This is a genomic window from Paraburkholderia phenoliruptrix (assembly GCF_019511605.1).
In the GTDB taxonomy this organism is placed as follows: domain Bacteria; phylum Pseudomonadota; class Gammaproteobacteria; order Burkholderiales; family Burkholderiaceae; genus Paraburkholderia; species Paraburkholderia phenoliruptrix_A.
In genome coordinates this window covers 23,532-47,993 of sequence record NZ_JAEUAV010000012.1, presented here as the reverse complement: position 1 = coordinate 47,993, position 24,462 = coordinate 23,532, and the positions used below count along the sequence as shown (strand labels likewise).

Below are 24,462 nucleotides of genomic sequence, written 5' to 3'. Positions count from 1 at the left end.
CTCGTGTGCTCAGCGCACGAAGGACACGACGTTTTCGCCGCGATTGGCCGGCGTGGCATCGTGCGTTTGCGGTGCATTGCTGTAATCCGCGATGCGGCCGATATACCATTCGCAAAACTTCTCCACGAGACCTTCCGTGAACGGCGAATACGGGCCCGGTTCATAGGCGCTGCTCGCTGCGCCGCGTTGCGAATATTCGACGAGCGCACGGTCCTGATCGTTGGTCGCCCGCCATACCGCCGTGAGATTGTTCACGTCGTAGTCGATACCTTCGCGTGCGTCCTTGTGAACGAGCCACTTCGTGCGTACGAGTGTCTTACCGGCCGAGAGCGGAATCACCGAGAAGCTCACGATGTGATCGCTCATGAAGTGATGCCACGAATTGGGCTGCGTCCAGAAAGACAGACCGCCCAGATCGGCCTGCTCGAAGCCGCCGAGCAGTTTCTTCGACGCGACTTTGGCGTCCATAGTCTGCGATTCGCCGTCGCGATCGAGCGGAAGACGCTGGGTGCGAAAACCGGTGACGAGGTCTGCGAGCCGCTCGATTTCCGCCGACGGCAGCTTCATCGCTTCCCATTGCGCGGTGCGCCGCGCAACCGTCTCTTCAAAAGCCGCCATGCCCTCTTCGTTGGCCGGCGTGCGTTGATAGCCAAAGCCGTATTCGTAAAGCGAAATGGTCAACTCGGGATGGTTCGCGACGCAGTGATAGCACTCGCGATTGTTCTCCATTGTGAGCTTCCAGTTGCCTTCTTCGATAATGTCGATCGAAGCCGCGATCTTGCAGCCGGCCAGATCGTGAGGCAGCAGGTACGGCTCCATCGCCGCGCGCATCACGGAAAAGTCCGCAGGCGGGTTGTCAGCGAGACAGATGAAGATGAGACCCGCGAGGTTCTCCACGTGCACCTTCTTCAGGCTATGCTTGCAGCGGTCGAACTGATCGCCCATATGCTCGGCGAACATCAGGTCGCCGGTCAGGCTATACGTCCAGCTGTGGTACGGACACACGATGTTGCCAAGCGAGCCCTTGTCGGTATTGCACAGGCGCGCGCCGCGGTGACGGCACACGTTATGGAACGCCCTCACCTGCATGTCGTCGTCGCGAACGATCAGAATAGAATCCTGACCTAGCTCGACCGTGATGTAATCGCCCGGTTCGGGCACGTCCGGCTCCACCGCGACCTGGATCCAGTGCTGCCGGAAAATTGCGTCCATGTCGAGCGCGAAGATGTCTTCGCTCGTATAGAACGGCGCTTCAAGCGTGTAATTCTTCTTGCGGCGTTCGATCATTGCGCGAACGTCTGCGGAAACTTTCATTGTGTGCTCCGTTGCGTGTCACGTCTGGCGCCGCGCCAGGCCCTCCTGGCCGCATGCTCGCCTGAACCGGGAATCAGTAATCCACGAGTTGATGCTCGCGCAAATACGCGAGAATCACTTGTGCTTTTTCGACGGAACTCCCTTCAATTACGACGCTGCCGCCGCGGCTTTCCGTCGTGGTTGCCGAAAGCATGCGGGCATGGCCGGAGCGCTTTTCGGCAGCGGCAAGACGCACGGGTTTGGCGGTGGCCGGGCGAATCGTCCACGCCGGCCCCGCAGCGTTGGCGCGCGGGCTCATGGCGCCGCTGGAAACCGGGCGAATCGTGCCTTCGCGCATTCGTGCGTAGGCATAGGTCGGCGTGGCGTTTGCCATTGGATGCACGGCGATCAGCGCGGGCAGTTGGACCTCGACGCGTCTGCGCAAACCCTTCGGCATGAACTGGCGCACTTGCGCGCAACCGTCCTTCAGCGTCACGTCGACTGCTGCGCCGACAAGCGGCGTGCCAAGCGCATTTGCCACGCGATACGGCAACATGCCGCTGTCAAATGCGCCTTCCGCGCGCGTGCCGGTCAGCACGAGGTCATAGCCGGCAAGACGCGCGGCGAGCAGTGCCGACGCATCTACCTCGTCGCCTGCATCGCCAGACGCGAGCACTTCAACCGAGCGTGCGCCTAGCGCGAGGTATTCCTGCAACGCCGGATTGCTCGGGTCGCCCACATGCAGCACGTCGAGCGTCGTGTTCTGCTGCTTCGCGAGCGACAATGCCAGTGTCAATGCGGCCGCGTCGTTGCGGCTGTATCGCGCAACCCCGCTCACGGGATGGCGCCCCACGGAGACGAGTACGGCGATTTTCATGCGAGTGCTCCTTCCGCGACGGCCTTCGAATTCAGTAACGCAGCGCCGGTGCCGCGCGCGGAACGCGCGGCGGCGGCCGCATCGTTCAGCGCCGCGATGGTTTCCTGAGCATCCGCAATGACGGTGAGATTCGCGCGCTTCGCAATCGGCGCGCTCGCGTCGAGGTTCACGGCAATCACGTGGCGGCAATCCTTGATGCCCTGCAAATGCTGCACTGCGCCGGAAATGCCGAACGCGATATACACGCTCGCCTCGACTGTCTTGCCGGTCGCGCCGATCTGCTTGTCGCGGGTGAACTTGCCGTCGTCCACGGCCACGCGGCTCGCGCCGATCGCCGCGCCCAACGTGGCCGCAAGACGCTCGAATGCGGGCACGTCGCTCACGCCGTTGCCGGCGGAAACGATGAAATCCGCCTCCTCCAGCGCGAGTTGCGCCGCATCCATTTCCTCGATGCCGAGATCGCGCAGCTTGCCTTGCGCGGCTGCAGACTCGCCCCCGAAATGCCAGGCCACGCGTTCTCCCGCGCCGACGAACGGCAGTTTGGGGTCTACTGCATTGGGCGCGAGCAAGATCACTTCAGGCAGCGCGCGCGAAGCGAACGCGGTATTTGCATGCACGTAAGTCGCCACGTGTGACGCGTCTATTTCCACGACGTGCGTCGCGACGCTGGCATTCGCGGCGGCTGCATAACGGCGACCGAGGTCGCCGTCGCCACTCGCGTTGTCGGGCAGAAACAGGTGTATGGGTGCGTAAGCCGCGGCGCACGCCGCAAGCGCGTTCAGTTCATCCGCCGGCGCGAACTTGCGTCGGTCGAACGCGGGCAGTTCGATCAGCTTGTCCGCGCCGAGCGCGGCGGCGTCGCCGGTAAATTCGCCGAACACCAGAAGCACGATTTCGGTCGATGCGTCCGCAACCAAAGCGGCGGCGGCGAGGGTTTGACGCGCGTGCTCGTCGAGCGCGCCGCGGTCCGCATGCGCCGCGACCAGCATTACGTGCTGCGCGGCGGCCGTGGTGCGGCGCGGCTTCGGCTGGTGGCGATGCACCGTGCCCGCGGCGGCGAAATCCACGGTACCCGCCACGCCGGTCATGCCCAACGTGATGCGCCTCAGGCCGTCCGCGGTCACCGTAAACGGCCGACGCGGATTGATTCGTTTGAGTGTGTTCATCGCGTTACTCCAGCGCCGCTGCAACCAGTTCGGCGACGTCCAGCACTTCGGGACGCGGCCCCACCACGCCTTCGAGCATCGCCGTGCAATTCGGGCAACCTACGGCGACGATTTCCGCGCCAATGCCGCGAGCGTCGTCGATACGAATGTCGGGAATGCGTCGCTTGCCGGGAATGTCGGTCAACGGCGCGCCGCCGCCACCGCCGCAGCAACGCCCGCGCATGCCGCTGCGTTCCATTTCGACCACCTTGATGCCGATGCTCTTCAGCACGCGGCGCGGCGCCTCGGTCTCGCCGTTATAGCGGCCGAGGTAGCATGGATCGTGATAAGTGATCTTGCGATCCGCGTATGCGGCAGCCGCGCGCGGCGACAGCTTGCCACTGGCAACCAGCTCATCAATCAGCGCCGTGTGGTGCTGCACCTCATAAAAGCCGCCCAATGCGCGGTATTCGTTGCGCAGGCTGTGCAGCACGTGCGGGTCGGCAGTCACGATCTTGCCGAACGAATACTGCGAAAGCGTGCCAATCAGCTTGCCGGCGAGTTGCTGGAAGGTGGCTTCGTCGCCAAGACGCCGCGCCGTGTCGCCGGTATCCGTTTCCACGCCGCCCAGCACCGCATAGTCGATTCCCGCACGATTGAGGACCTTTACGAGAGCGCGCAGCGTGCGTTGATAGCGCATGTCGAACGCGCCTTCTCCGGCGATCAGCAGCACGTCCACGTGACGCCCCGGCTGCGCGACCTGCACCTGCAGATCGACGGCCCAGTCATAACGCGCGCCGATGTCGTAACCGTTCGCACTGCCGGTTTCGCGCAGATTGGCAAGCGTAATCGGGCCCTTGCCAGGCACGGTGCCTTCCACGAGCGTCTGATTGCGGCGCATATCGACAATTGCATCCACATGCTCGATCAGCATCGGACACTCCTGCACGCAAGCGCGGCAGGTGGTGCACGACCACAGCGTGTCCGCTTCGATCAGGCTGGAAATCAGGGGCTTTTGCGGCGCGCCCGCATGCTTGCCTACGGGAATGCCCGGCGTGGGGCTGCCCGCGTACTGGGCGTCCGTGCCGCCCACCATGCCCGTCACCAGGTCCTGAATCAGCTTCTTCGGGTTCAGCGGCTGGCCGGCCGCGAACGCGGGACATGCCGCCTCGCATTTGCCGCATTGCACGCAGGCATCGAAACTGAGCAACTGGTTCCAGCGGAATTCCACCGGCTTGCCGACGCCATATTCTTTCGCGTCGAGAAGCGGCGCCTTTAACGCGGTAGGCGGCACCACGTCCTTGTCGTTGCGCTCCGCAAAACGCTCCTGACGCGGATGAAACGCGAGGTGCAGCAGACCCGCAAGCGCATGTTTCATCGGACCGCCGCGCGCCGCGCCGAAGGTCATCGTGAACGCACCCACTGCAATCAGCAGCGCGACGATGATCGCGAGCGCACCCGACATCGCGGCAGCGGGCAACGCGACGAACAGCACGAGGCCGAGCGCAAACGAGCCAAGCAGCAGAGGCAGGTGATCCCACGGCCCCCGCGAAAGCCGCGCGGGCACCGCCTTCGCGCCATGCCGACGGCGCCAGACGAACACGGCGCCCACCAGCATGACGAGCGCGGCAAGAAAAATCAGCTTGTCTAGCCACGGCGAGTAAATCGCGAGACCGTAGTTGACGAACACGAGCGCCATCGCGAGGATCGCGCCGCCCGCCGTCGCGACGTGCGTTTTCGCAATGTACGGATCGCGCGCAACCACATGGTGCAGATCCACGAAATAGCGCTTCGGAATGGACAGCAGATTGGCCCAGCCGTACGCGCCCGCCGCGGTTGCGCGACCCTCGCGCCAATAGGCGGCGCGCTTTGCGAGCGCAAACGCCAGACCCGCCATCGACAACCACAACAGCACGGTGATGACAGATACGGGGCTCATCGTCAGAAGTCCTTGCAAAGGCGCAGCGCGTCGTAGATAGCGCCGTGAATGTTGTGCATGGAAATGCAGTCGCCGACACGGAACAGCAGGAAGCGTCCATTGCCGAGCGGCTCCGAGAGCGAAGGCTGCGGCTCGGAGGCAAAGAGCTTGTGCACGTCCACCTGGCCGCGATTCACCGACTCGGGCTTGAGCTTCCAGTACAGCGCGTCGTTCGGAGTGCTGCCGTTTTCGATCACCACCTGATCCACTGCGCGCTCTTCCTGCTCCTCGGTGTACTCGTTGCGAATCACGGCGATCTTCTTGCCGTCTTCTTCGTACACCTTGTCGAGCCAGTAATTCGGCGTGTGTATGACGCCCTGCGCATAGAGACGCCGGTAGAAAATCGGGAACGTCGTGCCGCCGACATCGTCGGCAACTTTCACGTCGGGCGTGACGATCTCCACATTCGAACCGCGGCTCGAGATGAAGTCCGCTACGCCCGCACCCGCGTGCGTGCTCACGCCGTCATAGACGAGTACGTTCTTGCCCGGTTCGACCTTGCCGGAGAGGACGTCCCACGAGCTGACCGCGAGACCTTCTTCGACGCCCCACGCCGCGACCTGCGACGTGAAAGACGAGCCGCCCGTTGCCAGCACGATGATGTCCGGCTTCTCGTTCATGATGGTCTTTTCGTCGGCGGCGACACCGAGGCGCCGGTCTACGCCAAGGCGCTTCGTCTCCATGTCGAACCAGCGGACAATGCCTGCCATCTGCTCGCGCTGCGGCGCCTTTGCCGCGAGCATGATCTGGCCGCCCACGTAATCGTTCTTCTCGAACAGCACGACGTCATGACCGCGCGACCTGGCGACGCGGGCCGCCTCGAGTCCCGCCGGGCCCGCGCCGACCACGACCACTTTGCGCTTCGGCCCGCTCGTGCGCGCGATCACATGCGGCATGGTCGCTTCGCGCGAGGTCGCCGCGTTCTGCACGCACAGCACGTCCAATCCGTTGTACTGGCGGTCGATGCAATAGTTCGCGCCGACGCATTGCTTGATTTCGTCTTCGCGGCCGTCGCGGATCTTGATCACCATATGCGGGTCCGCAATCTGCGCGCGCGTCATGCCGACGAGATCAACCATGCCGCTTGCGAGTAGCCGCTCGGCCTGGCCCGCGTCGCGAATGCTCTGCGCATGCATGACCGGAATCTTCACGACCGACTTGATGCCCGCTGCCAGATGCACGAACGGCTCGGGCGGCAACGCCATCGGCGGCATGCAGTTGGCGAGGGTATTGTGCGTGTCCGCACCCGAACCGATCACGCCGAGATAATCGATCAGGCCGCTTTCGCTCATTGCCTGAGCGATTTCTTTGAGTTGCCCGTGATCGAGCCCGTCTTCATGGAACTCGTCGCCGCACATGCGCAAGCCCACGCAAAAATCCGCGCCTACTGCTTCGCGCACGGCTTTCAGTACTTCCACGCCGAAGCGCAGACGGTTTTCGAGCGAGCCGCCCCATTCGTCGGTGCGAAAGTTGGTACGCGGGCTCCAGAACTGATCGATCAGATGCTGGTGCGCCGCGGAGATTTCGACGCCGTCCATGCCGGCGTCTTTCACGCGTTTTGCGGCCGCTGCAAAGTCGGTGATGATGCGGCGGATCTCTTCCACCTCGATGATCTTCGCATTGCCGCGGTGCACCGGCTCGCGCACACCCGACGGCGACATCAGATGCGGCCAGTGCTCGCCGTGAAACGCCGAGCGGCGGCCCATGTGCGTGGCCTGAATCATGATCTTCGCGCCGTGCGTATGCATTGCTTCGGCGAGGCGCGCGAGCGGGTCGATGATCTTGTCTGTCGACAGATTCACCGACTTCCACCAGCCTTGCGGACTGTCGATCGACACCGGACTCGAGCCGCCGCACACCGCGAGGCCCACGCCACCCTTGGCCTTTTCTTCGTAGTAGCGGATATAACGGTCGCCAGGCAAGCCGCCCGGCTCCGCATACACCTCTGCGTGCGCGGTACTGACGATGCGGTTGCGCAAGGTCAGCTTGTTCAGCGTGAGAGGTTTGAAAAGGTTCGGGTAACGCATTGCGATCGACCTCGGAATGATATGACTGGTAGTGCTATGCCGTGAGCAGTTAAGGCCCGCTCGTCAGCGCGTCACGCGGCGAGCGGCGACACTTCGAACACGCAATGATCGTGGCCTTCCGCTGCGCAGCTCGCTTCGCGAGATTGCGAGCGCGGGCCCTTGCGCGACGAGTCTGGCGCCGTGTCGTTGACCCAATCCATGGCGCCCGCGAACCAGCCGGCGAACATGTAGCAGAGCTTGCCTACCTTGCCAGGCTGCGCGAGCACGAACGACGAATGATGCAGCTCGATACGCGCGTGCGAAGTGGACGGGTCGGCTTCAGCAATCGTGAAGATGCCCCAGCCGCGCTGCGAGAGCCGCTTCAGGTAATGTTCGAACACCGCCATGCCGGCAATCCCGTGCTGCTTCGCTTCCTTGTCGCACCAGAAGTACGCGGACTTGTAGCCGGCCTTGTACAGAATCTCGGCATACGTCTCGGCGCCGAGCGCTTCTTCCACGGCCGTATGGTTGTTGGTGAAGAAATGACGCGGCACGTACAGCATCGGCAACGCGTCGGTGGTCCAGACGCCGGTGTTCGGATCGACGTCGATAGGCAGTTGGGGTTGCATGTGGAGACTCCGCTTTTTATAGGGTGATTTGTCTGGCTGAACGAGGTGGAGGCTCAGACCTTCCACACTTCGCCGAAAACGCGCACCCAGTTCTCGCCCATGATCTTCTTGATGCGTGTCTCGCTCCAGCCCGCGCGCTCCATCGCGGCGGTCAGATTCGGAAACTCGCCGATGGTCCGAATGCCTTCCGGGTTCACGACCTTGCCGAAGTTCGTCAACTGGCGATAGCGGCCCTTGTCGTGGGTGATCCAGTCGAAGAATTCGGTGCTGTAGCCTTGCGTGAAGTCGGTGCCTATGCCGACCTGATCTTCGCCGATCAGATCGACCACGTATTCGATTGCCTCGAGATAGTCGTCGACAGTCGCGTCCGCACCGCGCTTGAGGAACGGAGCAAACATCGTGACGCCGACAAAACCGCCTGCGTCCGCAATCTCTTTCAGCTGCTCGTCGCTCTTGTTGCGCGGATGCTCTTTCAGGCCCGACGGGCAGCAGTGCGAATAGCACACCGGCTTTTTCGAAGCCGCAATTGCTTCGGACGAAGTCTTGCCGCCCACATGCGAGAGATCGACCATGATGCCGACGCGGTTCATCTCCTGGATCACTTCGCGGCCGTAACCCGACAGGCCGCCGTCGCGCTCATAACAGCCGGTGCCGACGAGGTTCTGCGTGTTGTAGCAAAGCTGCACCACGTTCACGCCGAGATCCTTGAATGCCTCAATATAGCCAAGGTTGTCTTCGAACGCGTGTGCATTCTGGAAGCCGAAAATAATGCCCGTCTTGTTCTCTTTCTTCGCGCGGAAAATGTCGTCGGTCGTACGCACGAGCGTCAGAATCTCGCCATATTCGCGGATCTGCTGCTTCATCTCCGCAATGTTGTCGACCGTCTTCTGGAAGCTCTCCCACACCGACACGGTGCAGTTCACCGCGGTCACGCCGCCCTTGCGCATGTCCTCGAACACCGAGCGCTCGAACTTCGAAATGTTCAGACCGTCGATGATGATGCTGTTTTCGTGCAGATTGCTCATCGTTTGCTCCAGGCGTTCTTAGTAGATGGGGAAGCGCTCGCACAGCGCAAAGATCTCGCGGCGCACGCGTTGTTCGGTGGCCGCATGGCCTTCGGGGTGTTCGCGCAGCGCGTCCAGCACTTCCACGATCAGACGGCCCACGTCGCGGAACTCGTTCACGCCGAAGCCGCGCGTCGTGCCTGCCGGCGTGCCGAGGCGCACGCCGGAGGTGACGGTCGGCTTTTCCGTATCGAATGGAATGCCGTTCTTGTTGCAGGTGATGCCCGCGCGCTCCAGCGCCTGCTCGACCTGATTGCCCTTTAGCCCCTTGGGACGCAAATCGACCAGCAGCAGATGGTTGTCCGTGCCGCCCGTGACGAGATCCACGCCGCCGTTTTTCAGCACTTCGCCGAGCGCCTGCGCGTTGGCGAGCACACTGTCGATGTAGGTCTTGAAGCCCGGTTGCAGCGCCTCGCCGAACGCGACCGCCTTGCCGGCAATCACATGCATCAGCGGGCCGCCCTGCAGGCCCGGGAACACCGCCGAGTTGATCTTCTTCGCAATCTCTTCGTCATTCGTCAGCACGAAACCGCCGCGCGGGCCGCGCAACGTCTTGTGCGTGGTCGACGTGACCACGTGAGCATGTTCGACCGGATTCGCATGACGTCCCGCCGCAATCACGCCCGCGATGTGAGCCATATCCACCATCAGCTTCGCGCCGACGCTGTCGGCAATCGCGCGCAACCGCTTGAAGTCCAGCGCACGCGGATACGCGGAGAAGCCCGCAATCAGCAACGCGGGTTTGTGCTGCTGCGCGAGTTCTTCGATCTGCTCATAGTCGATCAGCAGCGTGTCGCGATTCACGCCGTACTGCACCGCGTTGAACCACTTGCCGGAAAGCGCCGGCTTCGCGCCGTGCGTGAGGTGACCGCCCGCGTCGAGCGACATGCCGAGCACCGTGTCGCCCGGCTTCACCAGCGCGAGCATGACCGCGCCGTTGGCCTGCGCACCCGAATGCGGCTGTACGTTCGCGAACTTTGCGTTAAAGAGCTGCTTGATCCGATCGAGCGCCAGCGTCTCGATCTCGTCGACATATTCGCAACCACCGTAGTAACGCTTGCCCGGATAACCTTCGGCATACTTGTTGGTCAGAACCGAGCCTTGCGCTTCGAGCACCGCGCGCGACACGATGTTTTCCGACGCGATCAGTTCGACTTGCGACTGCTGGCGTTCGAGTTCTTTCAGAATTGCGCCGCGCACCGCCGCATCGCGCGCGGAGAGCGAATCTTCAAAGAAAGGATTCGGGTTCGACATGGAAGGTCCGTAGAGTCGTTGACGTTAGGCGCTGCAAGCGTTGACAGGCCTTCGTTTCTGCCCTGCCGACGCCGGATTGCGTACGTCTATTCTTGACGCTTGCTTGGCGCGTCAATTTATGAATTCAGACGCGTTCTTTACCTTTTCCGCCATAGGCGACCATTTTCGACAAGTCGCGCGGGAAACCGCCTTTGCGCAATTGGCAGAGGCGGTTTAGTCACTGGTGAAAAGCGCTGGTTAACCATTAATCGCACTAATGCATGCGCCCGACGCACGACCGCGAAGGTGTATCGCACGATCGTTCGCCGAAAAGGCAATGCTGCACTGCGGCTGAACGCAATGCGCGTTCGCGGTGCGATGCGCGATAGCGCGCGGCGCTGTTGTGGTGCCTCGCGTGCCGCGATTCACAGCGCCGCCTACGCGCAAGCCGCGACAACCAAGGGTTTAGCCTGATGGCATGGTAGTTGCGCTAGTACTCAAAATTACATAGGTCGCTGCTCCCCCCAGCGACGCGACACTATAGATTCGAAGGAATCACTCCTCACCATGTCCACCGATCGCACGGCGTCACTGTCGCATTTCGCCTTCATGCCCGTTCCGAACTTCACGATGATCGCGTTCACCAATGCGATCGAAGTGCTGCGCATGGCGAACTACCTGACGGGACAGACGCTTTATCGCTGGTCGATCGTCAGCCCCGAGGGCGGCCCGGTGACCGCGAGTAATGGACTGTCCGTCGACACCGGTCCGGTCGAATGTGTCGGCCAGCCCGACATCGTGTTCGTGATCGGCGGCATTGACGTACAACGCGCGACCACTCCCGCGCATCTGTCGGCATTGCGCCGTTTTGCGCGCATGGGTTGCGTGCTCGGCAGTCTGTGCACCGGCACTTATGCGCTCGCGCGTGCCGGCCTGCTCGCTGGCTATGCATGTGCAATTCACTGGGAGAACATGTCGGCGCTCAAGGAAGAGTTTCCCGATACGCGCTTTCTGAAAGAACTGTTCGTGGTGGACCGCGATCGCGTGACCTGTACGGGCGGCGTCGCACCGCTCGACATGATGCTGAACCTGATCGCGCCGCGCGTGGGCACCGCACGCGTTACGCAGATCGCCGAGCAGTTCATCGTCGAGCATGTGCGCGACACGAGCGCACAACAGAAAATGCCGCTTGTGGCGCGGCTCGGTTCGGCCAACAAGTCGCTGTTCGAAGTGATCTCGCTGATGGAGAACAACATTGAAGAACCGCTGTCGCGCGAGGAACTGGCACGCCTTGCCGGCATGTCGCAACGTCAGTTGCAGCGACTGTTCCGCGAGCATCTCGGCATGACGCCGACGCACTACTATCTGACACTGCGTTTGCGGCGCGCACGCGAGCTGCTGCTGCAAACCGATATGTCGATCATGAACATTACGATGGCGTGCGGCTTCCAGTCGGCGTGCCACTTTTCGAAGAGCTATCGCGATGCATTCGGCACCGCGCCCACGCGCGAGCGTCGCAAGCAGGCGCCTTCGCTGTCTTCCGCGCCGCCGGTGCTGGCGGCCTGAAAAGCGCCGCGCTGCGCCTGTTTAAGCTCTATCGTCCATATCGGCAAAAACGCGTTGAACGAGCTTGCGTTCAACGCGTTTTCTATTGCGCGCTTCTACTCCGACGCGTTCACGCCGCCTTCAGCAGCCCGTGCGGATCGATCACGAACTTGCGCGGCGCGCCGCCGTCGAACTGGCGATAGCCGTCCGGCGCCTGATCGAGCGACACCACCGTCACGTTCACGATGTCCGCAATCGGCAGGCGGTCCCACAAGATCGCCTGCATCAGATTGTGGTTGTACTTCATAACCGGCGTCTGGCCGGTGTGGAACGAATGCGACTTCGCCCAACCAAGGCCGAAACGGATGCTCAGGCTGCCTTTGCGCGCGGCGGCGTCAACGGCGCCCGGATCGTCGGTCACGTAGAGGCCCGGAATGCCGATCGCGCCCGCGGCCCGCGTGATTTCCATCAGCGAGTTGAGCACGGTGGCCGGCGCCTCTTCATGCGAACCGCTACTGCCGTGGCCGTGCGCCTCGAAGCCCACGCAATCCACCGCGCAATCCACTTCCGGTTTGCCGAGAATCTGCTCGATCTGTTCGCCGAGCGTCGCGTCTTTCGACAAGTCCACCGTTTCGAAACCCATCTTGCGGGCATGCGCGAGGCGCGCTTCGTTCATGTCGCCGACAATCGTACATGCCGCGCCCAATAGGCGCGCCGACGCGGCCGCCGCCATGCCGACCGGCCCCGCACCCGCGATGTAGACCGTCGCGCCGGGCTTCACGCCTGCCATGACCGCGCCGTGATAGCCGGTGGGGAGAATATCGGACAGGCATGTCAGGTCGCGGATCTTCGCCATGGCCTGCGCGCGGTCGGGAAACTTCAGCAGATTGAAATCGGCGTACGGCACCATCACGTACTCGGCCTGGCCGCCGATCCAGCCGCCCATGTCAACATATCCGTATGCGCCGCCCGCGCGCGAAGGATTGACGTTCAGGCACACGCCCGTATGCTGCGACTTGCAGGTCGGGCACCGGCCGCAAGCCACATTGAACGGCACCGAGACGAGATCGCCGATGGCGAGCATTTCCACGTCGCGGCCCACTTCGATTACTTCGCCGGTAATTTCGTGGCCGAGCACGAGGCCGACCTCGGCAGTGGTGCGACCGCGCACCATGTGCTGGTCCGAGCCGCAAATATTCGTGCTGACTACCTTCAGAATCACACCGTGACCGATTGCACGGCCACGTGGGTCGACCATCTTCGGATAGTCGATGGATTGCACTTCAACCTTGCCCTGTCCCAGATAGACGACGCCGCGATTGCTGCTCATTGATTGTCTCCATGTCCTGTAAGCGGTGCGCGGCCTGTGCGCCGCACGCCGTTCAACGAGCGTAGCGCCCGTCGTGCATCACCACCTACACCCAACGCGACACGGGTTTGACTCCAACCGACATACCTGCCGCGCCCTGTTTTTATTGATTGACCGTTCAATATAAAAAAACTACCATGCGTCGATCGAATAGGCCCCGCAGCACGCGAACCGCCTGCCGGCCGCGCGTCACTCAATCTGCACATCAACCCCATGCCCAAGCTCGGAATGCGCGAAATCCGCCGCGCTCAGCTGATCGACGCGACGCTGCTCACCATCGACCAGACCGGCCTCGCCGGGGCCACGCTGGCCTCGGTCGCGCAGCGCGCGAGCATTTCCACCGGCATCGTCAGCCACTACTTCGGCGACAAGGACGGTCTGCTCGAAGCCACCATGCGACATGTGCTGCGAGATTTGTGGCAGGCCACCGCGCGGCGGCGGCGTGCGGCGAAGGCCGACCCGCGCTCGAAACTGCGCGCGGTGGTGGCGGCCAACTTCGACGCTGAACAGACCAGTGCGCCCGTCATGAAGACGTGGCTCGCATTCTGGTCGGAGAGCATGCACAAGCCGCACTTGCGGCGCTTGCAGTACGTGAATACGCGCCGTCTGAACTCCAATCTGTGCGCGGACTTTTCGAAAGCGCTGCCGCGCGCGGCAGCACGGCGCGCGGCCAGCGGGCTTGCCGCACTAATCGACGGATTGTGGCTGCGCGGCGCATTGTCCGGCGAACCGTTCGACACGAAAGCGGCGCTGCGCGTGGCAAACGAATACATCGACCTGGTTCTGGCGGCACGCGAATAGCCTTATTTGGCGCTGCGCGGCAGCACGCCAACGCCCGGCGAGATCTTTATCAAGGAGCAAGCAATGGCGGTATTCGAAACGCAACGTCTCTATATCGGCGGCGCCTATGTCGAGGCGACCAGCGGTGAAACCTTCGACACCGTCGACCCCGCGACCGGCGAAACGCTGGCTGCCGTGCAACAGGCAAGCGCCGCGGACATCGACCGCGCGGTGCAATCTTCGCGCGAGGGTCAGCGCGCGTGGGCCGCGCTCACGGCCATGCAGCGCTCGCGAATTCTGCGCCGGGCAGTCGAGATTCTGCGCGAGCGCAACGACGAACTTGCCACCCTTGAAACGCGCGATACCGGCAAGCCGATTGCGGAAACGCAGGCGGTGGACATCGTCACCGGCGCGGACGTGATCGAGTATTACGCGGGGCTGGCGACCGCCATAGAAGGTCAGCAGATTCCGCTGCGGCCGTCGTCGTTCGTGTACACGCGGCGCGAACCGCTCGGCGTGTGCGCGGGCATTGGCGCATGGAACTATCCGATTCAGATAGCGTGCTGGAAGTCGGCGCCGGCGCTTGCCGCGGGCAATGCGATGATCTTCAAGCCGAGCGAAGTGACGCCGCTCACGGCCCTGAAACTCGCCGAAATCTACACCGAGGCCGGCGTGCCGCCGGGCGTCTTCAACGTCGTGCAAGGCGACGGCCGGGTGGGCGCACTGCTCGCCGGCCATCCGGACATCGACAAGATTTCATTTACCGGCGGCGTGGAAACCGGCAAGAAAGTCATGTCGATGGCGGGCGCGTCGTCGCTTAAGGAAGTGACGATGGAACTGGGCGGCAAGTCGCCGTTGCTGGTTTTCGACGACGCCAATCTGGAACGTGCCGCCGACATCGCCATGAGCGCCAACTTCTTCAGCTCGGGACAGGTCTGCACGAACGGCACGCGCGTGTTCGTGCAGCGCAATGTGCTGGAGCGCTTCGAGGCTCTGGTGCTCGAACGCGTCAAGCGCATTCGCGTGGGAGCGCCGACAGAGGCAACGACCAACTTCGGTCCGCTCGTGAGCGCCGTGCAACTGCAGAAGGTGTTGGGCTACATTCAAAGCGGCATACAGGAAGGCGCGCGCCTGATCGCCGGCGGCAAGCGTCTGAGCGAAGGCCATTTCGGCCGCGGCCAGTATGTCGAGCCCACCGTGTTCACTTCCTGCCGCGACGACATGCGCATCGTGCGCGAGGAAATCTTCGGGCCGGTCATGAGCATCCTCGCATTCGACGATGAAGAGGAAGTCATCGCACGCGCGAATCGCACTGCCTATGGTCTCGCCGCGGGCGTCGTCACCGAAAACCTGTCGCGCGCGCATCGCGTGATTCATCGGCTTGAAGCAGGCATTTGCTGGATCAACACGTGGGGCGAGTCACCCGCGGAGATGCCGGTAGGCGGCTATAAACAATCGGGCGTAGGCCGCGAAAACGGCATCACCACGCTCGAGCACTACACGCGCATCAAGTCCGTGCAGGTCGAGCTGGGTGCCTATCAACCGGTGTTCTGAGGGCGCTGTCATGAGTAAGAATGAATACGACTACATCGTCGTCGGCGCGGGTTCGGCCGGCAATGTGCTGGCGTCGCGTCTCACCGAAGACGCCGACGTGAGCGTGCTGCTGCTCGAGGCAGGCGGCCCCGATTACCGCTTCGATTTCCGCACGCAGATGCCGGCCGCCCTCGCGTATCCGCTGCAAGGGCGCCGCTACAACTGGGCCTACGAAACGGACCCGGAGCCGCATATGAACAACCGTCGCATGGAATGCGGCCGCGGCAAGGGACTGGGCGGCTCCTCGCTGATCAACGGCATGTGCTATATCCGCGGCAATGCGCTCGATTACGACGGCTGGGCCGAGCGCCGCGGCCTCGAAAACTGGAGCTATCTGGACTGCCTGCCTTATTTCCGCAAAGCCGAAACGCGTGACATAGGCCCCAATGCGTACCACGGCGGCGACGGTCCGGTGCACGTGACCACCAGCAAGCCCGGCAACAATCCGTTGTTCGCCGCCATGGTGGAAGCCGGCGTGCAGGCCGGCTTTCCGCGCACCGACGATCTGAACGGCTATCAGCAGGAAGGTTTTGGGCCGATGGATCGTACAGTCACGCCGAACGGCCGGCGTGCGAGCACGGCACGCGGTTATCTCGACCGTGCGAACGCGCGGCCAAATCTGACCATCGTCACGCACGCGCTGACCGACCGCGTGCTGTTCTCGGGCAAACGCGCGGTGGGCGTCGCCTATCTGCATGGCGGCGCCTGCATCAACGCGCACGCGCGCCGCGAAGTGCTGGTGTGCAGCGGCGCGATCGCGTCGCCGCAACTGCTGCAACGCTCCGGTGTGGGCCGCTCCACATGGCTGCGGGAATTGGACATTCCGCTCGTGCACGATCTGCCTGGCGTCGGCGAAAATCTGCAGGATCATCTGGAGATGTATATCCAGTACGAGTGCAAGGAGCCGGTGTCCCTTTACCCCGCGTTGCAGTGGTGGAACCAGCCGGCCATCGGACTCGAATGGATGCTGAACGGCACCGGCATCGGCGCGAGCAATCAGTTCGAAGCGGGCGGTTTCATCCGTACGCGCGACGACGATTTGTGGCCCAACATCCAGTATCACTTTCTGCCGGTGGCGATCAACTACAACGGCTCCAATGCGATCAAAATGCATGGTTTCCAGGCGCACGTCGGGTCGATGCGCTCGCCGAGCCGTGGCCGCGTGAAGCTGACCTCGCGCGACCCGGCGGCCCACCCCAGCATTCTTTTCAACTATATGGCCGATCCGCTCGACTGGCGCGAGTTCCGCGACGGCATTCGCATTACGCGCGAGATCATGCGGCAGCCGGCGCTGGATCGCTATCGTGGACGCGAGCTCAATCCAGGCGCAGAACTCACTACCGACGCACAGCTCGACGCATTTGTACGGGAGCGCGCCGAGACGGCGTTTCATCCTTCATGCTCGTGCAAGATGGGCTACGACGACATGGCCGTGGTGGACAACGAAGGACGCGTGCATGGCATGCAGGGACTGCGTGTCGTGGACGCATCCATCATGCCGCGCATCACCACCGGCAATCTGAACGCGCCGACCATCATGCTGGCCGAAAAAATCGCAGACCGGATTCGCGGACGCGAGGCACTACCGCGGGTGGACACGCCCTACTTCGTTGCTAACGGCGCACCGTCCAGAAAGCGCGAGCGCGCCACGGTCTGATTTGCGCAGCGGGGGCTCGCGGGTGTTATTGGGCGGAAAGTAGCGCGGCGCTCTTTCCACCCATCATTTTTTCTTGGCCTTTCCGCAAGTTTTCCTCGATTGTCAGTGCGGCTGGAAGCGCGGATAGTGCTGCGTCAGCCCACTGTTCAACACAATTCAAGGAAAACGCAGCAATGAAGCCAGGAGTCATTAGCGTGATGGCCAGTGTCGTTTTTGCGCTCTGCACGACTACCACGACCAGCCTCGCAGCAAACGACGCAACAGGCGAGATCAAAGCCGTGGTCGACTCGACGGTCGCGCCGCTCATGCAGAAGCACCACGTGCCCGGCATGGCGATCGGCGTGATCGCCAACGGCAACACGTATGTGTTCGACTATGGCGTGGCCTCCACCGAGACGGGCGAGCCGGTCACGCAGCGCACGCTGTTCGAAGTCGGCTCGGTGAGCAAGACGTTCACCGCGACGCTCGCCGCGTATGCGCAACTGAACGGCAAAATGAATCTCTCCGATGACACGCAGCGGTACTTGCCGTCATTGCGCGGGACTGCGTTCGGCCAGGTGAGTCTGTTGAACCTGGGCACGCACACGCCTGGCGGTCTGCCGCTTCAGGTGCCGGACGGCATACATGACAACGCTCAGTTGCTGCAGTACTTCAGCGCCTGGAAACCGGCCTTTGCGCCGGGCACTTACCGCACTTATGCCAACCCCGGCATTGGTACATTGGGGCTGATTGCCGCGAAAAGCATGGGCGGCAGTTATGCGTCCCTCGTCGAACAGCGCATCTTTCCCGCGCTCGGCATGAAGGACAGTTACATCCACGTGCCGGCGGCGAGAATGTCCGATTATGCGCAAGGCTATACGAACGCCGGTGCGCCGATCCGCATGAAAGGCGGCGTTCTCGCGGACGAAGCCTATGGCGTGCGAACCACGGCCGCCGACATGGTCCGCTTCGTTCAGGCGAACATGAACCTGATAAAAGTGGACGACACGCTTGAGCGCGCGATCACCGCCACGCACACGGGCTATTTCAAGGCCGGCCCGCTGACGCAGGACCTGATATGGGAGCAGTACGCGTATCCGGTCACGTTGGACACCTTGCACGAAGGCAATGCGCCCTCGATGGCCATTACGCCGACGCCCGCCACGGCAATTGAGCCGCCGCTTGCCCCGCAGCAGGACGTGTGGATCAACAAGACCGGTTCAACGAATGGCTTTGGCGCCTATGTTGCGTTCGTGCCGAGAAAGCGCATAGGCGTCGTGCTGCTCGCCAATAAAAACTTTCCCATTGAGGACCGCGTGAGCGCAGCGTATCGGATCATGTCGGCACTGGCGCCGCTTCAACAGTAGTCAACAGTGACTTTCTGTTACGACGCGTCAAAAAAGTGCAGCCGGGTACGGCCGCACCCACGTTTCCTCATTCGCGTGCCGGGCTCAGCACGCCCTGAGCCTCGCTCTCCACGGCTTCGGAAACCAGCGTCTCGAGTGCCAGCCCGCGCGTCTCGACGCCGAGTATCCACACCGCCGCGGCCGCGATTACGAAGCACATTGCGCCGAGCGAAAATACGCCGCCCTGCCCGAACATCGGCAACACCACGCCCACCACATACGGTCCGATCAGCGAGCCCACGCGTCCGATCGCCGACGCGAAACCCGAACCCGTTGCACGAGCACCGGTGCCGTATAGCTCCGGCGTGTACGTGTAAAGCACCGCCCACATTGCAAAGAGGAAGAACTGCATTGCGAGCCCCGCGCAGATCAGCAACGTAGGCGTTTGCGCGTGCAGCGCGGTTTGCCCATACACGTAGGCCATTACCGCGCTCCCCGCGAGCGACGCAATACAGGTCGGCTTGCGTCCCCACCGTTCCACCAGCCACGCGGCGCAGATAAAACCCGGTATGCCGCCGAGCGAAATCAGCACGGTGTACAGCACCGATTTCGTCACCGCAAAGCCCGCCTGCTGCATCAACGCACCGAGCCACGAGGTGAGGCCATAGAAGCCGAGCAGCGCGAAGAACCACAAGGTCCAGACCATGATCGTGCGACGCCGGTAGGCCGCGCTCCAGATCTCGCGAAACGCGCCGGCCCCTTTTGCCGCCACCGGCTCAGCGAGCATGACGGGCGCGCTCAGGCGCGTGAGACCTGCGGCCTTCATCACCTTCGCCTCGACCTGCGCGAGAATCTTGTCGGCTTCGCCATGACGTCCGCGATGTTCGAGCCAGCGCGGCGACTCAGGCACGATGCGCCGCACGACCAGCACGAACACCGCAGGAATCGCGAGCAATGCAAATTCCGTGCGCCAGCCGAAGGACGGCAGCACGAAGTACGACACCACGCCGGCCGTAATGAAGCCGAGAGGCCAGAAACCATCCATCAGCGCGATCAGACGGCCGCGCGACGATGCCGGTACGAATTCCGACAGCAGGGTCTGCGCAATCGGAAACTCCATGCCCATGCCGAAGCCCAGCAGCACACGATAAAAGATCAGCGCCTCCACGCTCTGCGCGGTCGAGCACAGGTAGGAAGCCACGCCCCACAGCACCATGCTCCACTGAAACACCGGGCGGCGCCCGAAGCGATCCGCAAGCAGCCCCGCCACTGCCGCACCGCCCACCATGCCGAAGAAGCTCGCGCTCGCCACGAGTCCGGCGGTTGCAGTGGAAAGACCGAATTCCGTTTTGATCGAGCCCAGCACGAAAGTCATCGTGCCGAGATCGACGGAGTCGAAAAAGAACGCAATGGCAATGATGATGAAGATCGTGCGGTGATAGCCGGAGAACGGCAGGCGTTCGAGTCGCGCCGCGGCACTGGCGCGCGGCTGAGAAGCGGTAGGCATTGGCATCCCCTGAATGATGCGGCGACAGCCGCGAGTGATGTTCCGATCAGCGCATTCAGTAGACGCCGACATAAAACAGCCACATAGAAGGATTGCGCCATACGGATGGAACGCAGACGCCGTTCGGGCCAATGCAGACGTCAAGTCCCGCAAACACCGCCGGGGCTATCGGTTCAGGCGTGCCCGCGCCGCGCTCGCAATGCGCGCGAGCGCCTCCGCGCTCAGCCGCGCGGCAATCTTCTGCACATATTGATGGTGCCGCTCCTGCAGCGGCGCGCCGAGTTGCTGCGCGAGCAGATAGCGGATCAGCGCGATGCGCCGGTGCCGCAGCAGCATGCTCTGCTCGAGCAGCGCGAGCGCGGCATCGGCATCGCGTTGGTGACACGCGCGCCTGGTGAGGTGCGCGGTGACGACACGGGTCGACGTCATGTGAGTGCCGCAGCGGGAAAGCCGCGAGCGGTGCGACAGAACACCGCTCGCCGCGTCACGACATCAGCGGCTCGGCTGCATCGAGCATGATCTTCACGAAGTAGTCCGCGAAGCTGCGGCGCACCACGATGTCGAAGCTGTCCGCGCCGGTGGGCACCAGCGTCATCGACGCCTTGAAATAGTGGCTCTGCGCGCACTGCCCTTCACCGAACAGCTTGGGATGAAGATCGAGCGGACAGCCGCGCGACAGCACCTCACGCGTGCGCGTGCCGCTTATTTCGAGCACCGTATAGCCGCTGCCGATATCCACCGCTGACGCAAATACCCCTGCAAATGCAGTGCCGAGCGCCGCTTGCAACGGCGCGGTGCGGGACGCGTCGTGTGCGGTTGCAGAGCGCACCAGCCATTCGTCGGGACCGAGCCACAGCATATCGTAGCCATTGCCGCGCGCTACCGTGTTCGGCTTTTCCGGCGGCTTGCAGCCGAGAACCTGCTGCACGGCCGCGACGAATGCGGCGTCGCGCGTATCGCCACGCACGTTGACGAGTTCGAGAAACGGCCGCTCGCCAAGCCTGAATGCCGTGCCTGCCGTTGCCTGATGCTTCTTCAGCAGCGCATCTGCCCCGACGAGCGGCGACTCCTGCCACACGCCCGTTTGACTGCCGACGGCGCGATCCACGACCGAGGCCGCCACTTTGGTTTCATTCCACATGTTGACGCGCTCCTTCGCTGTCGTAGAACACCGAGCTGGTGATCTTCGCTGCAATCTGTTTGCCGCTCGAAAGCGGGATCGTGACCGATTCGCCGATCTTGTCGAGGCCGCCCTTCACGACTGCCATCGCGATGGAGCGCTTCAGAATCGGGCTGAAATAGCTCGACGTGACATGCCCGAGCATCGGTGCGGTATCGCCCTGGAACGGACCCGCGACGATCTGCGAACCCTCCGGTATCACGAATGACGGATCGTCCGCCAGCAGCCCGACCAGCTGCTTGCGCCCCGCCTTTGCCGTGTCCGAACGCGTGAGCGAACGCTTGCCGAGAAAGTCCTTCGACTTCGCGACGAGGCCGCCCATGCCGAGGTCATGAGGCGTCATCGAACCGTCCGTATCCTGCCCGACGATGATGTAGCCCTTCTCCGCACGCAGCACGTGCATCGTTTCCGTGCCGTACGGCGTGATGTCGTACTCCGCGCCCGCGGCCATCAACGCTTCCCACACCGCGCGACCGACGTTCGCCGGCACGTTCACTTCATAGGCGAGTTCGCCCGAGAAGCTGATGCGCATGACCCGCGAGGCCGCGCCGGCAACCGTGCCTTCGCGATAGCTCATGAACGGGAATGCCGCGTTCGCGAAGTCTATGTCGTGGCACACCTTCTGCAACACCTTGCGGCTGTTCGGCCCGACCACGGCGAAAGTCGCCCAGTGGTCCGTTACGGAGGCGAGACGCACACGCATGTCCGGCCATTCCGTTTGCAGCCAGCGCTCGAGCCACGTGAGCACGCGCGCGGCGCCGCCGGTCGTCGTGGTCATCATGTAATGCTGTTCGCCGAGGCGCACCGTCACGCCGTCGTCGAAGATCATGCCGTTTTCGTCGAGCATCAGACCATAGCGGCACTTGCCGACTTCCAGCTTGCTCCACGGATTCGTATAGACCCAGTTCAGCAGTTTGGCGGCATCGGGGCCCTGAATGTCGATCTTGCCGAGTGTGGACGCATCCAGAATACCGACGCTCGTGCGCACCGCGAGCGATTCGCGCGCCACCGCCGCATGCAGGTTCTCGCCCTTCTTGGGGAAGTACCAGGGGCGCTTCCAGTTGCCCACGTCCTCGAATTCCGCGCCGTTTTCGACATGCCATTCGTGCACCGCCGTCTTGCGCACCGGATCGAGGAACTCGCCCAGCTCGCGTCCCGCGAACGTGCCGAACGTGACCGGCGTGTAGTTCGGGCGGAATGTCGTCGTGCCGGTCTCGGGGATCGTCTTGCCGAGCGCCTGCGCGAGAATCGCCATGCCGTTGATGTTGCCGAGCTTGCCCTGATCGGTGCCGAAGCCCATCGCGGTATAGCGCTTCACGTGCTCGACCGACTCGAAGCCTTCGCGCGCGGCGAGGAAAATATCCGCAGCGGACACGTCGTTCTGGAAGTCCACGAACTGCTTCGGCCCACGCGTGGCGAGCTCGCGTCCGCCGACGAGCCACAGCGGCAGCATCTTCGCTTCGCTGATCTCGGCCACCTGCACCGCGTTCGGCCGCTTGACGATGTAACCCGCGGCACGCGCGGCTTCCACGCCCGCATCCACTGCAAAACGAATGCCCTGGCCCAGCGTGAAATCGCCGTTGCAGGCGCCCACGCTCGTCTCCGGCTGCATCGCCTTGCCCGGCACGAAGCAGGCCTTCTGGTCATGCCAATGCGCCTTGCCGCCCGATTGCGCGAACAGGTGCAATACGGGGCTCCACCCGCCGGACATGGCGAGCAGATCGCAGGACAGTTCGCTTTGCTTCGCACCCACCTGCCCATTCGAGTACGACGCAACGTCCACGGATGCCACGCGCAATTTGCCGTGCGCCGCCGTGATCACCGCCCCGCTGATCACCTTCACGCCGTAGCGGCGGGCGAGCGCGGGCAGCGTGCCCTTCGATTCGCCCGCGCGCGGATCGATCACCGTCACCTGCGCGCCGGCTGCCTTGAGATCGAGCGCGCACTGGTAGCCGTCGTCGTTGTTGGTGAAGACCACTGCGTCGCGGCCCGGCAGCACCGCATAACGATGCAGATAGGTCGACACGGCCGACGCCAGCATCACGCCCGGCAGATCGTTATTGCCGAACACGATGGGACGCTCGTGCGCGCCGGTCGCGAGAATCACGCGTTTGGCGCGGATCTTCCACATCAGCTCGCGCGTGCCCTTGCGTTGCGACACAGGCAGGTGATCGGTCAGACGCTGCGTGACCGTGACGAGATTGTGGTCCTGATAGCCGAAGGCCGTGCTGCGCGAAAGAATCTTCACGTCAGGCATTTGCCGCAGTTCGTCCTCGATCTTGTGCACCCATTGCAATGCCGGCTTGCCGTCTATCTCCGCGCGGCACGACAGCAGCGAGCCGCCGAGTTCCGGCTGATCGTCGACCAGCGTCACGCGCGCGCCGGACAACGCGGCTGCATGCGCGGCCGCGAGGCCCGTCGGGCCGCCGCCCACCACCAGCACGTCGCAATGCGCGAAGCACTTGTCGTAGCGATCGGCATCCCGTTGCTCGGGCGCCTTGCCGAGACCGGCGGCGTCGCGGATCACCTCTTCATACTTGGGCCAGAATTTGCGCGGCCACATGAAAGTCTTGTAGTAGAAGCCCGCGGGAATGAAACGCGCGATCTTCTGATTGACCGCCATGCGGTCTTTCTCGATGCTCGGCTTCGCATTCACGCTGCTTGCAACGAGCCCCTGGTACAGTTCCACTTCGGTCGCGCGCGCGTTCGGCACGGTGTACGCGCCGGTTTCGAGCTGCACGACTGCATTCGGTTCTTCCACACCCGCGGTGACAATGCCGCGCGGCCGGTGATACTTCCAGCTGCGGGCCACGAAATGCAGGCCGTTGGCGAGCAATGCAGAGGCGAGCGTGTCGCCCTGATAGCCCTGGTATTGGCGGCCGTTAAAGGTGAACGTGAGCGGCAATGCGCGGTTGATACGCCCGCCGTTCGGGAGTCGGTCTTTCTGGCTCATTGCTTCTTGCCCTCTTGTGCGGTGCCGTCGTTGCCATCCATCTTCAGCAGCGGACGATCAAACGTCTCGTAACCCTGGATCTCGTAGCTCACCGTGTCGCGTTGCGCCTTGAACCAGCGGCGACAACCTTGCGTGTGCATCCATTGCTCGCGGTGCACGCCGCGCGGATTCTTGCGCATGAACAGGTAGTCGCCCCATTCCTTGTCAGTGAGCTTCTCGGTGTCGAGCGGACGCATGATGTCCGCCTCCCCGCCGCAGGAAAATTCGGTTTCGGCGCGCGGCCCGCACCAGGGGCATTCGATCAGCAGCATGATTAAGTCTCTCTGTG

At 63.0% G+C, this 24,462-nt stretch carries 19 protein-coding genes; 5 read left to right on the top strand and 14 right to left on the bottom strand.

All coding sequences use genetic code 11. The annotated features are described in order from the left end of the window. Positions 1-9 precede the first annotated feature (9 nt). The 8 genes from JNB89_RS16745 to JNB89_RS16710 form a co-directional block, all read right to left on the bottom strand. A complete protein-coding gene (locus tag JNB89_RS16745; RefSeq protein WP_135894564.1) occupies positions 10-1,314 on the bottom strand; it encodes an aromatic ring-hydroxylating oxygenase subunit alpha in 1,305 nt (434 codons plus the stop codon). A 73-nt stretch (positions 1,315-1,387) separates the two neighbouring features. Beyond that, a complete protein-coding gene (locus tag JNB89_RS16740; protein ID WP_220362998.1) occupies positions 1,388-2,170 on the bottom strand; it encodes an electron transfer flavoprotein subunit beta/FixA family protein in 783 nt (260 codons plus the stop codon). Next, positions 2,167-3,336: an electron transfer flavoprotein subunit alpha/FixB family protein gene (locus JNB89_RS16735; protein ID WP_220362997.1), complete on the bottom strand. Its 1,170-nt coding sequence runs from the start codon at positions 3,334-3,336 to the stop codon at positions 2,167-2,169. The genes JNB89_RS16740 and JNB89_RS16735 overlap by 4 nt, the downstream gene beginning before the upstream one ends. 4 nt (positions 3,337-3,340) lie before the next feature. Then, entirely contained in the window at positions 3,341-5,254 is a 1,914-nt protein-coding gene (locus JNB89_RS16730) for a (Fe-S)-binding protein (RefSeq protein ID WP_220362996.1), read from the bottom strand. Between the two features lie 2 nt (positions 5,255-5,256). Next, positions 5,257-7,320, bottom strand: a complete 2,064-nt coding sequence (locus JNB89_RS16725) for an NADH:flavin oxidoreductase (protein WP_220362995.1) — start codon at positions 7,318-7,320, stop codon at positions 5,257-5,259. Between the two features lie 71 nt (positions 7,321-7,391). After that, a complete protein-coding gene (locus JNB89_RS16720; RefSeq protein WP_013343312.1) occupies positions 7,392-7,928 on the bottom strand; it encodes a DUF5943 domain-containing protein in 537 nt (178 codons plus the stop codon). 53 nt (positions 7,929-7,981) lie between these two features. Beyond that, the gene (locus JNB89_RS16715; RefSeq protein WP_013343311.1) at positions 7,982-8,953 is read right to left on the bottom strand and encodes a dipeptidase; all 972 of its coding nucleotides are present in this window, start codon (positions 8,951-8,953) and stop codon (positions 7,982-7,984) included. Between the two features lie 18 nt (positions 8,954-8,971). Continuing rightward, positions 8,972-10,246, bottom strand: coding sequence for a serine hydroxymethyltransferase (locus JNB89_RS16710; RefSeq protein ID WP_013343310.1), 1,275 nt, complete (start codon positions 10,244-10,246; stop codon positions 8,972-8,974). Positions 10,247-10,792: 546 nt separating this feature from the next. Here JNB89_RS16710 and JNB89_RS16705 point away from each other — a divergent pair. Beyond that, complete coding sequence (locus JNB89_RS16705; protein ID WP_013343309.1) at positions 10,793-11,791, top strand: GlxA family transcriptional regulator; 999 nt, start codon at positions 10,793-10,795, stop codon at positions 11,789-11,791. A 109-nt stretch (positions 11,792-11,900) separates the two neighbouring features. Here the strand turns inward: JNB89_RS16705 and fdhA are convergent, their stop codons facing one another. Next, positions 11,901-13,100, bottom strand: a complete 1,200-nt coding sequence (gene fdhA, locus JNB89_RS16700; protein ID WP_220362994.1) for a formaldehyde dehydrogenase, glutathione-independent — start codon at positions 13,098-13,100, stop codon at positions 11,901-11,903. 252 nt (positions 13,101-13,352) lie between these two features. Here fdhA and betI point away from each other — a divergent pair, with 252 nt between their 5' ends. From betI to ampC, 4 genes are all read left to right on the top strand, one after another. Beyond that, positions 13,353-13,940: a transcriptional regulator BetI gene (gene betI, locus JNB89_RS16695; RefSeq protein WP_013343307.1), complete on the top strand. Its 588-nt coding sequence runs from the start codon at positions 13,353-13,355 to the stop codon at positions 13,938-13,940. 63 nt (positions 13,941-14,003) lie between these two features. Next, positions 14,004-15,473 carry a betaine-aldehyde dehydrogenase gene (gene betB, locus JNB89_RS16690; protein ID WP_220362993.1) on the top strand — a complete coding sequence of 490 codons (1,470 nt, stop codon included), beginning with the start codon at positions 14,004-14,006 and terminating at the stop codon, positions 15,471-15,473. Between the two features lie 10 nt (positions 15,474-15,483). After that, the gene (gene betA / locus JNB89_RS16685) at positions 15,484-17,169 is read left to right on the top strand and encodes a choline dehydrogenase (protein ID WP_220362992.1); all 1,686 of its coding nucleotides are present in this window, start codon (positions 15,484-15,486) and stop codon (positions 17,167-17,169) included. A 173-nt stretch (positions 17,170-17,342) separates the two neighbouring features. Then, positions 17,343-18,515, top strand: coding sequence for a class C beta-lactamase (ampC, locus tag JNB89_RS16680; RefSeq protein WP_220362991.1), 1,173 nt, complete (start codon positions 17,343-17,345; stop codon positions 18,513-18,515). A gap of 67 nt (positions 18,516-18,582) precedes the next feature. Here the strand turns inward: ampC and JNB89_RS16675 are convergent, their stop codons facing one another. The 5 genes from JNB89_RS16675 to JNB89_RS16655 form a co-directional block, all read right to left on the bottom strand. Further along, positions 18,583-20,001, bottom strand: a complete 1,419-nt coding sequence (locus JNB89_RS16675) for an MFS transporter (RefSeq protein ID WP_220362990.1) — start codon at positions 19,999-20,001, stop codon at positions 18,583-18,585. A gap of 165 nt (positions 20,002-20,166) precedes the next feature. Beyond that, complete coding sequence (locus JNB89_RS16670; RefSeq protein WP_220362989.1) at positions 20,167-20,430, bottom strand: hypothetical protein; 264 nt, start codon at positions 20,428-20,430, stop codon at positions 20,167-20,169. 55 nt (positions 20,431-20,485) lie between these two features. Further along, positions 20,486-21,142: a sarcosine oxidase subunit gamma gene (locus JNB89_RS16665; protein ID WP_220362988.1), complete on the bottom strand. Its 657-nt coding sequence runs from the start codon at positions 21,140-21,142 to the stop codon at positions 20,486-20,488. Beyond that, positions 21,132-24,134, bottom strand: a complete 3,003-nt coding sequence (locus JNB89_RS16660) for a sarcosine oxidase subunit alpha family protein (protein WP_220362987.1) — start codon at positions 24,132-24,134, stop codon at positions 21,132-21,134. Before JNB89_RS16660 ends, JNB89_RS16665 begins: the two co-directional genes overlap by 11 nt. Further along, positions 24,131-24,445, bottom strand: a complete 315-nt coding sequence (locus JNB89_RS16655) for a sarcosine oxidase subunit delta (RefSeq protein WP_220362986.1) — start codon at positions 24,443-24,445, stop codon at positions 24,131-24,133. Before JNB89_RS16655 ends, JNB89_RS16660 begins: the two co-directional genes overlap by 4 nt. Positions 24,446-24,462: the final 17 nt, after the last annotated feature.

Bases quoted from the DNA above. Each gene is read 5' to 3' on its own strand.
- JNB89_RS16745 (WP_135894564.1), bottom strand. From the start codon at position 1,314: ATGAAAGTTTCCGCAGACGTTCGCGCAATGATCGAACGCCGCAAGAAG.
- JNB89_RS16740 (WP_220362998.1), bottom strand. From the start codon at position 2,170: ATGAAAATCGCCGTACTCGTCTCCGTGGGGCGCCATCCCGTGAGCGGG.
- JNB89_RS16735 (WP_220362997.1), bottom strand. From the start codon at position 3,336: ATGAACACACTCAAACGAATCAATCCGCGTCGGCCGTTTACGGTGACC.
- JNB89_RS16730 (WP_220362996.1), bottom strand. From the start codon at position 5,254: ATGAGCCCCGTATCTGTCATCACCGTGCTGTTGTGGTTGTCGATGGCG.
- JNB89_RS16725 (WP_220362995.1), bottom strand. From the start codon at position 7,320: ATGCGTTACCCGAACCTTTTCAAACCTCTCACGCTGAACAAGCTGACC.
- JNB89_RS16720 (WP_013343312.1), bottom strand. From the start codon at position 7,928: ATGCAACCCCAACTGCCTATCGACGTCGATCCGAACACCGGCGTCTGG.
- JNB89_RS16715 (WP_013343311.1), bottom strand. From the start codon at position 8,953: ATGAGCAATCTGCACGAAAACAGCATCATCATCGACGGTCTGAACATT.
- JNB89_RS16710 (WP_013343310.1), bottom strand. From the start codon at position 10,246: ATGTCGAACCCGAATCCTTTCTTTGAAGATTCGCTCTCCGCGCGCGAT.
- JNB89_RS16705 (WP_013343309.1), top strand. From the start codon at position 10,793: ATGTCCACCGATCGCACGGCGTCACTGTCGCATTTCGCCTTCATGCCC.
- fdhA (WP_220362994.1), bottom strand. From the start codon at position 13,100: ATGAGCAGCAATCGCGGCGTCGTCTATCTGGGACAGGGCAAGGTTGAA.
- betI (WP_013343307.1), top strand. From the start codon at position 13,353: ATGCCCAAGCTCGGAATGCGCGAAATCCGCCGCGCTCAGCTGATCGAC.
- betB (WP_220362993.1), top strand. From the start codon at position 14,004: ATGGCGGTATTCGAAACGCAACGTCTCTATATCGGCGGCGCCTATGTC.
- betA (WP_220362992.1), top strand. From the start codon at position 15,484: ATGAGTAAGAATGAATACGACTACATCGTCGTCGGCGCGGGTTCGGCC.
- ampC (WP_220362991.1), top strand. From the start codon at position 17,343: ATGAAGCCAGGAGTCATTAGCGTGATGGCCAGTGTCGTTTTTGCGCTC.
- JNB89_RS16675 (WP_220362990.1), bottom strand. From the start codon at position 20,001: ATGCCTACCGCTTCTCAGCCGCGCGCCAGTGCCGCGGCGCGACTCGAA.
- JNB89_RS16670 (WP_220362989.1), bottom strand. From the start codon at position 20,430: ATGACGTCGACCCGTGTCGTCACCGCGCACCTCACCAGGCGCGCGTGT.
- JNB89_RS16665 (WP_220362988.1), bottom strand. From the start codon at position 21,142: ATGTGGAATGAAACCAAAGTGGCGGCCTCGGTCGTGGATCGCGCCGTC.
- JNB89_RS16660 (WP_220362987.1), bottom strand. From the start codon at position 24,134: ATGAGCCAGAAAGACCGACTCCCGAACGGCGGGCGTATCAACCGCGCA.
- JNB89_RS16655 (WP_220362986.1), bottom strand. From the start codon at position 24,445: ATGCTGCTGATCGAATGCCCCTGGTGCGGGCCGCGCGCCGAAACCGAA.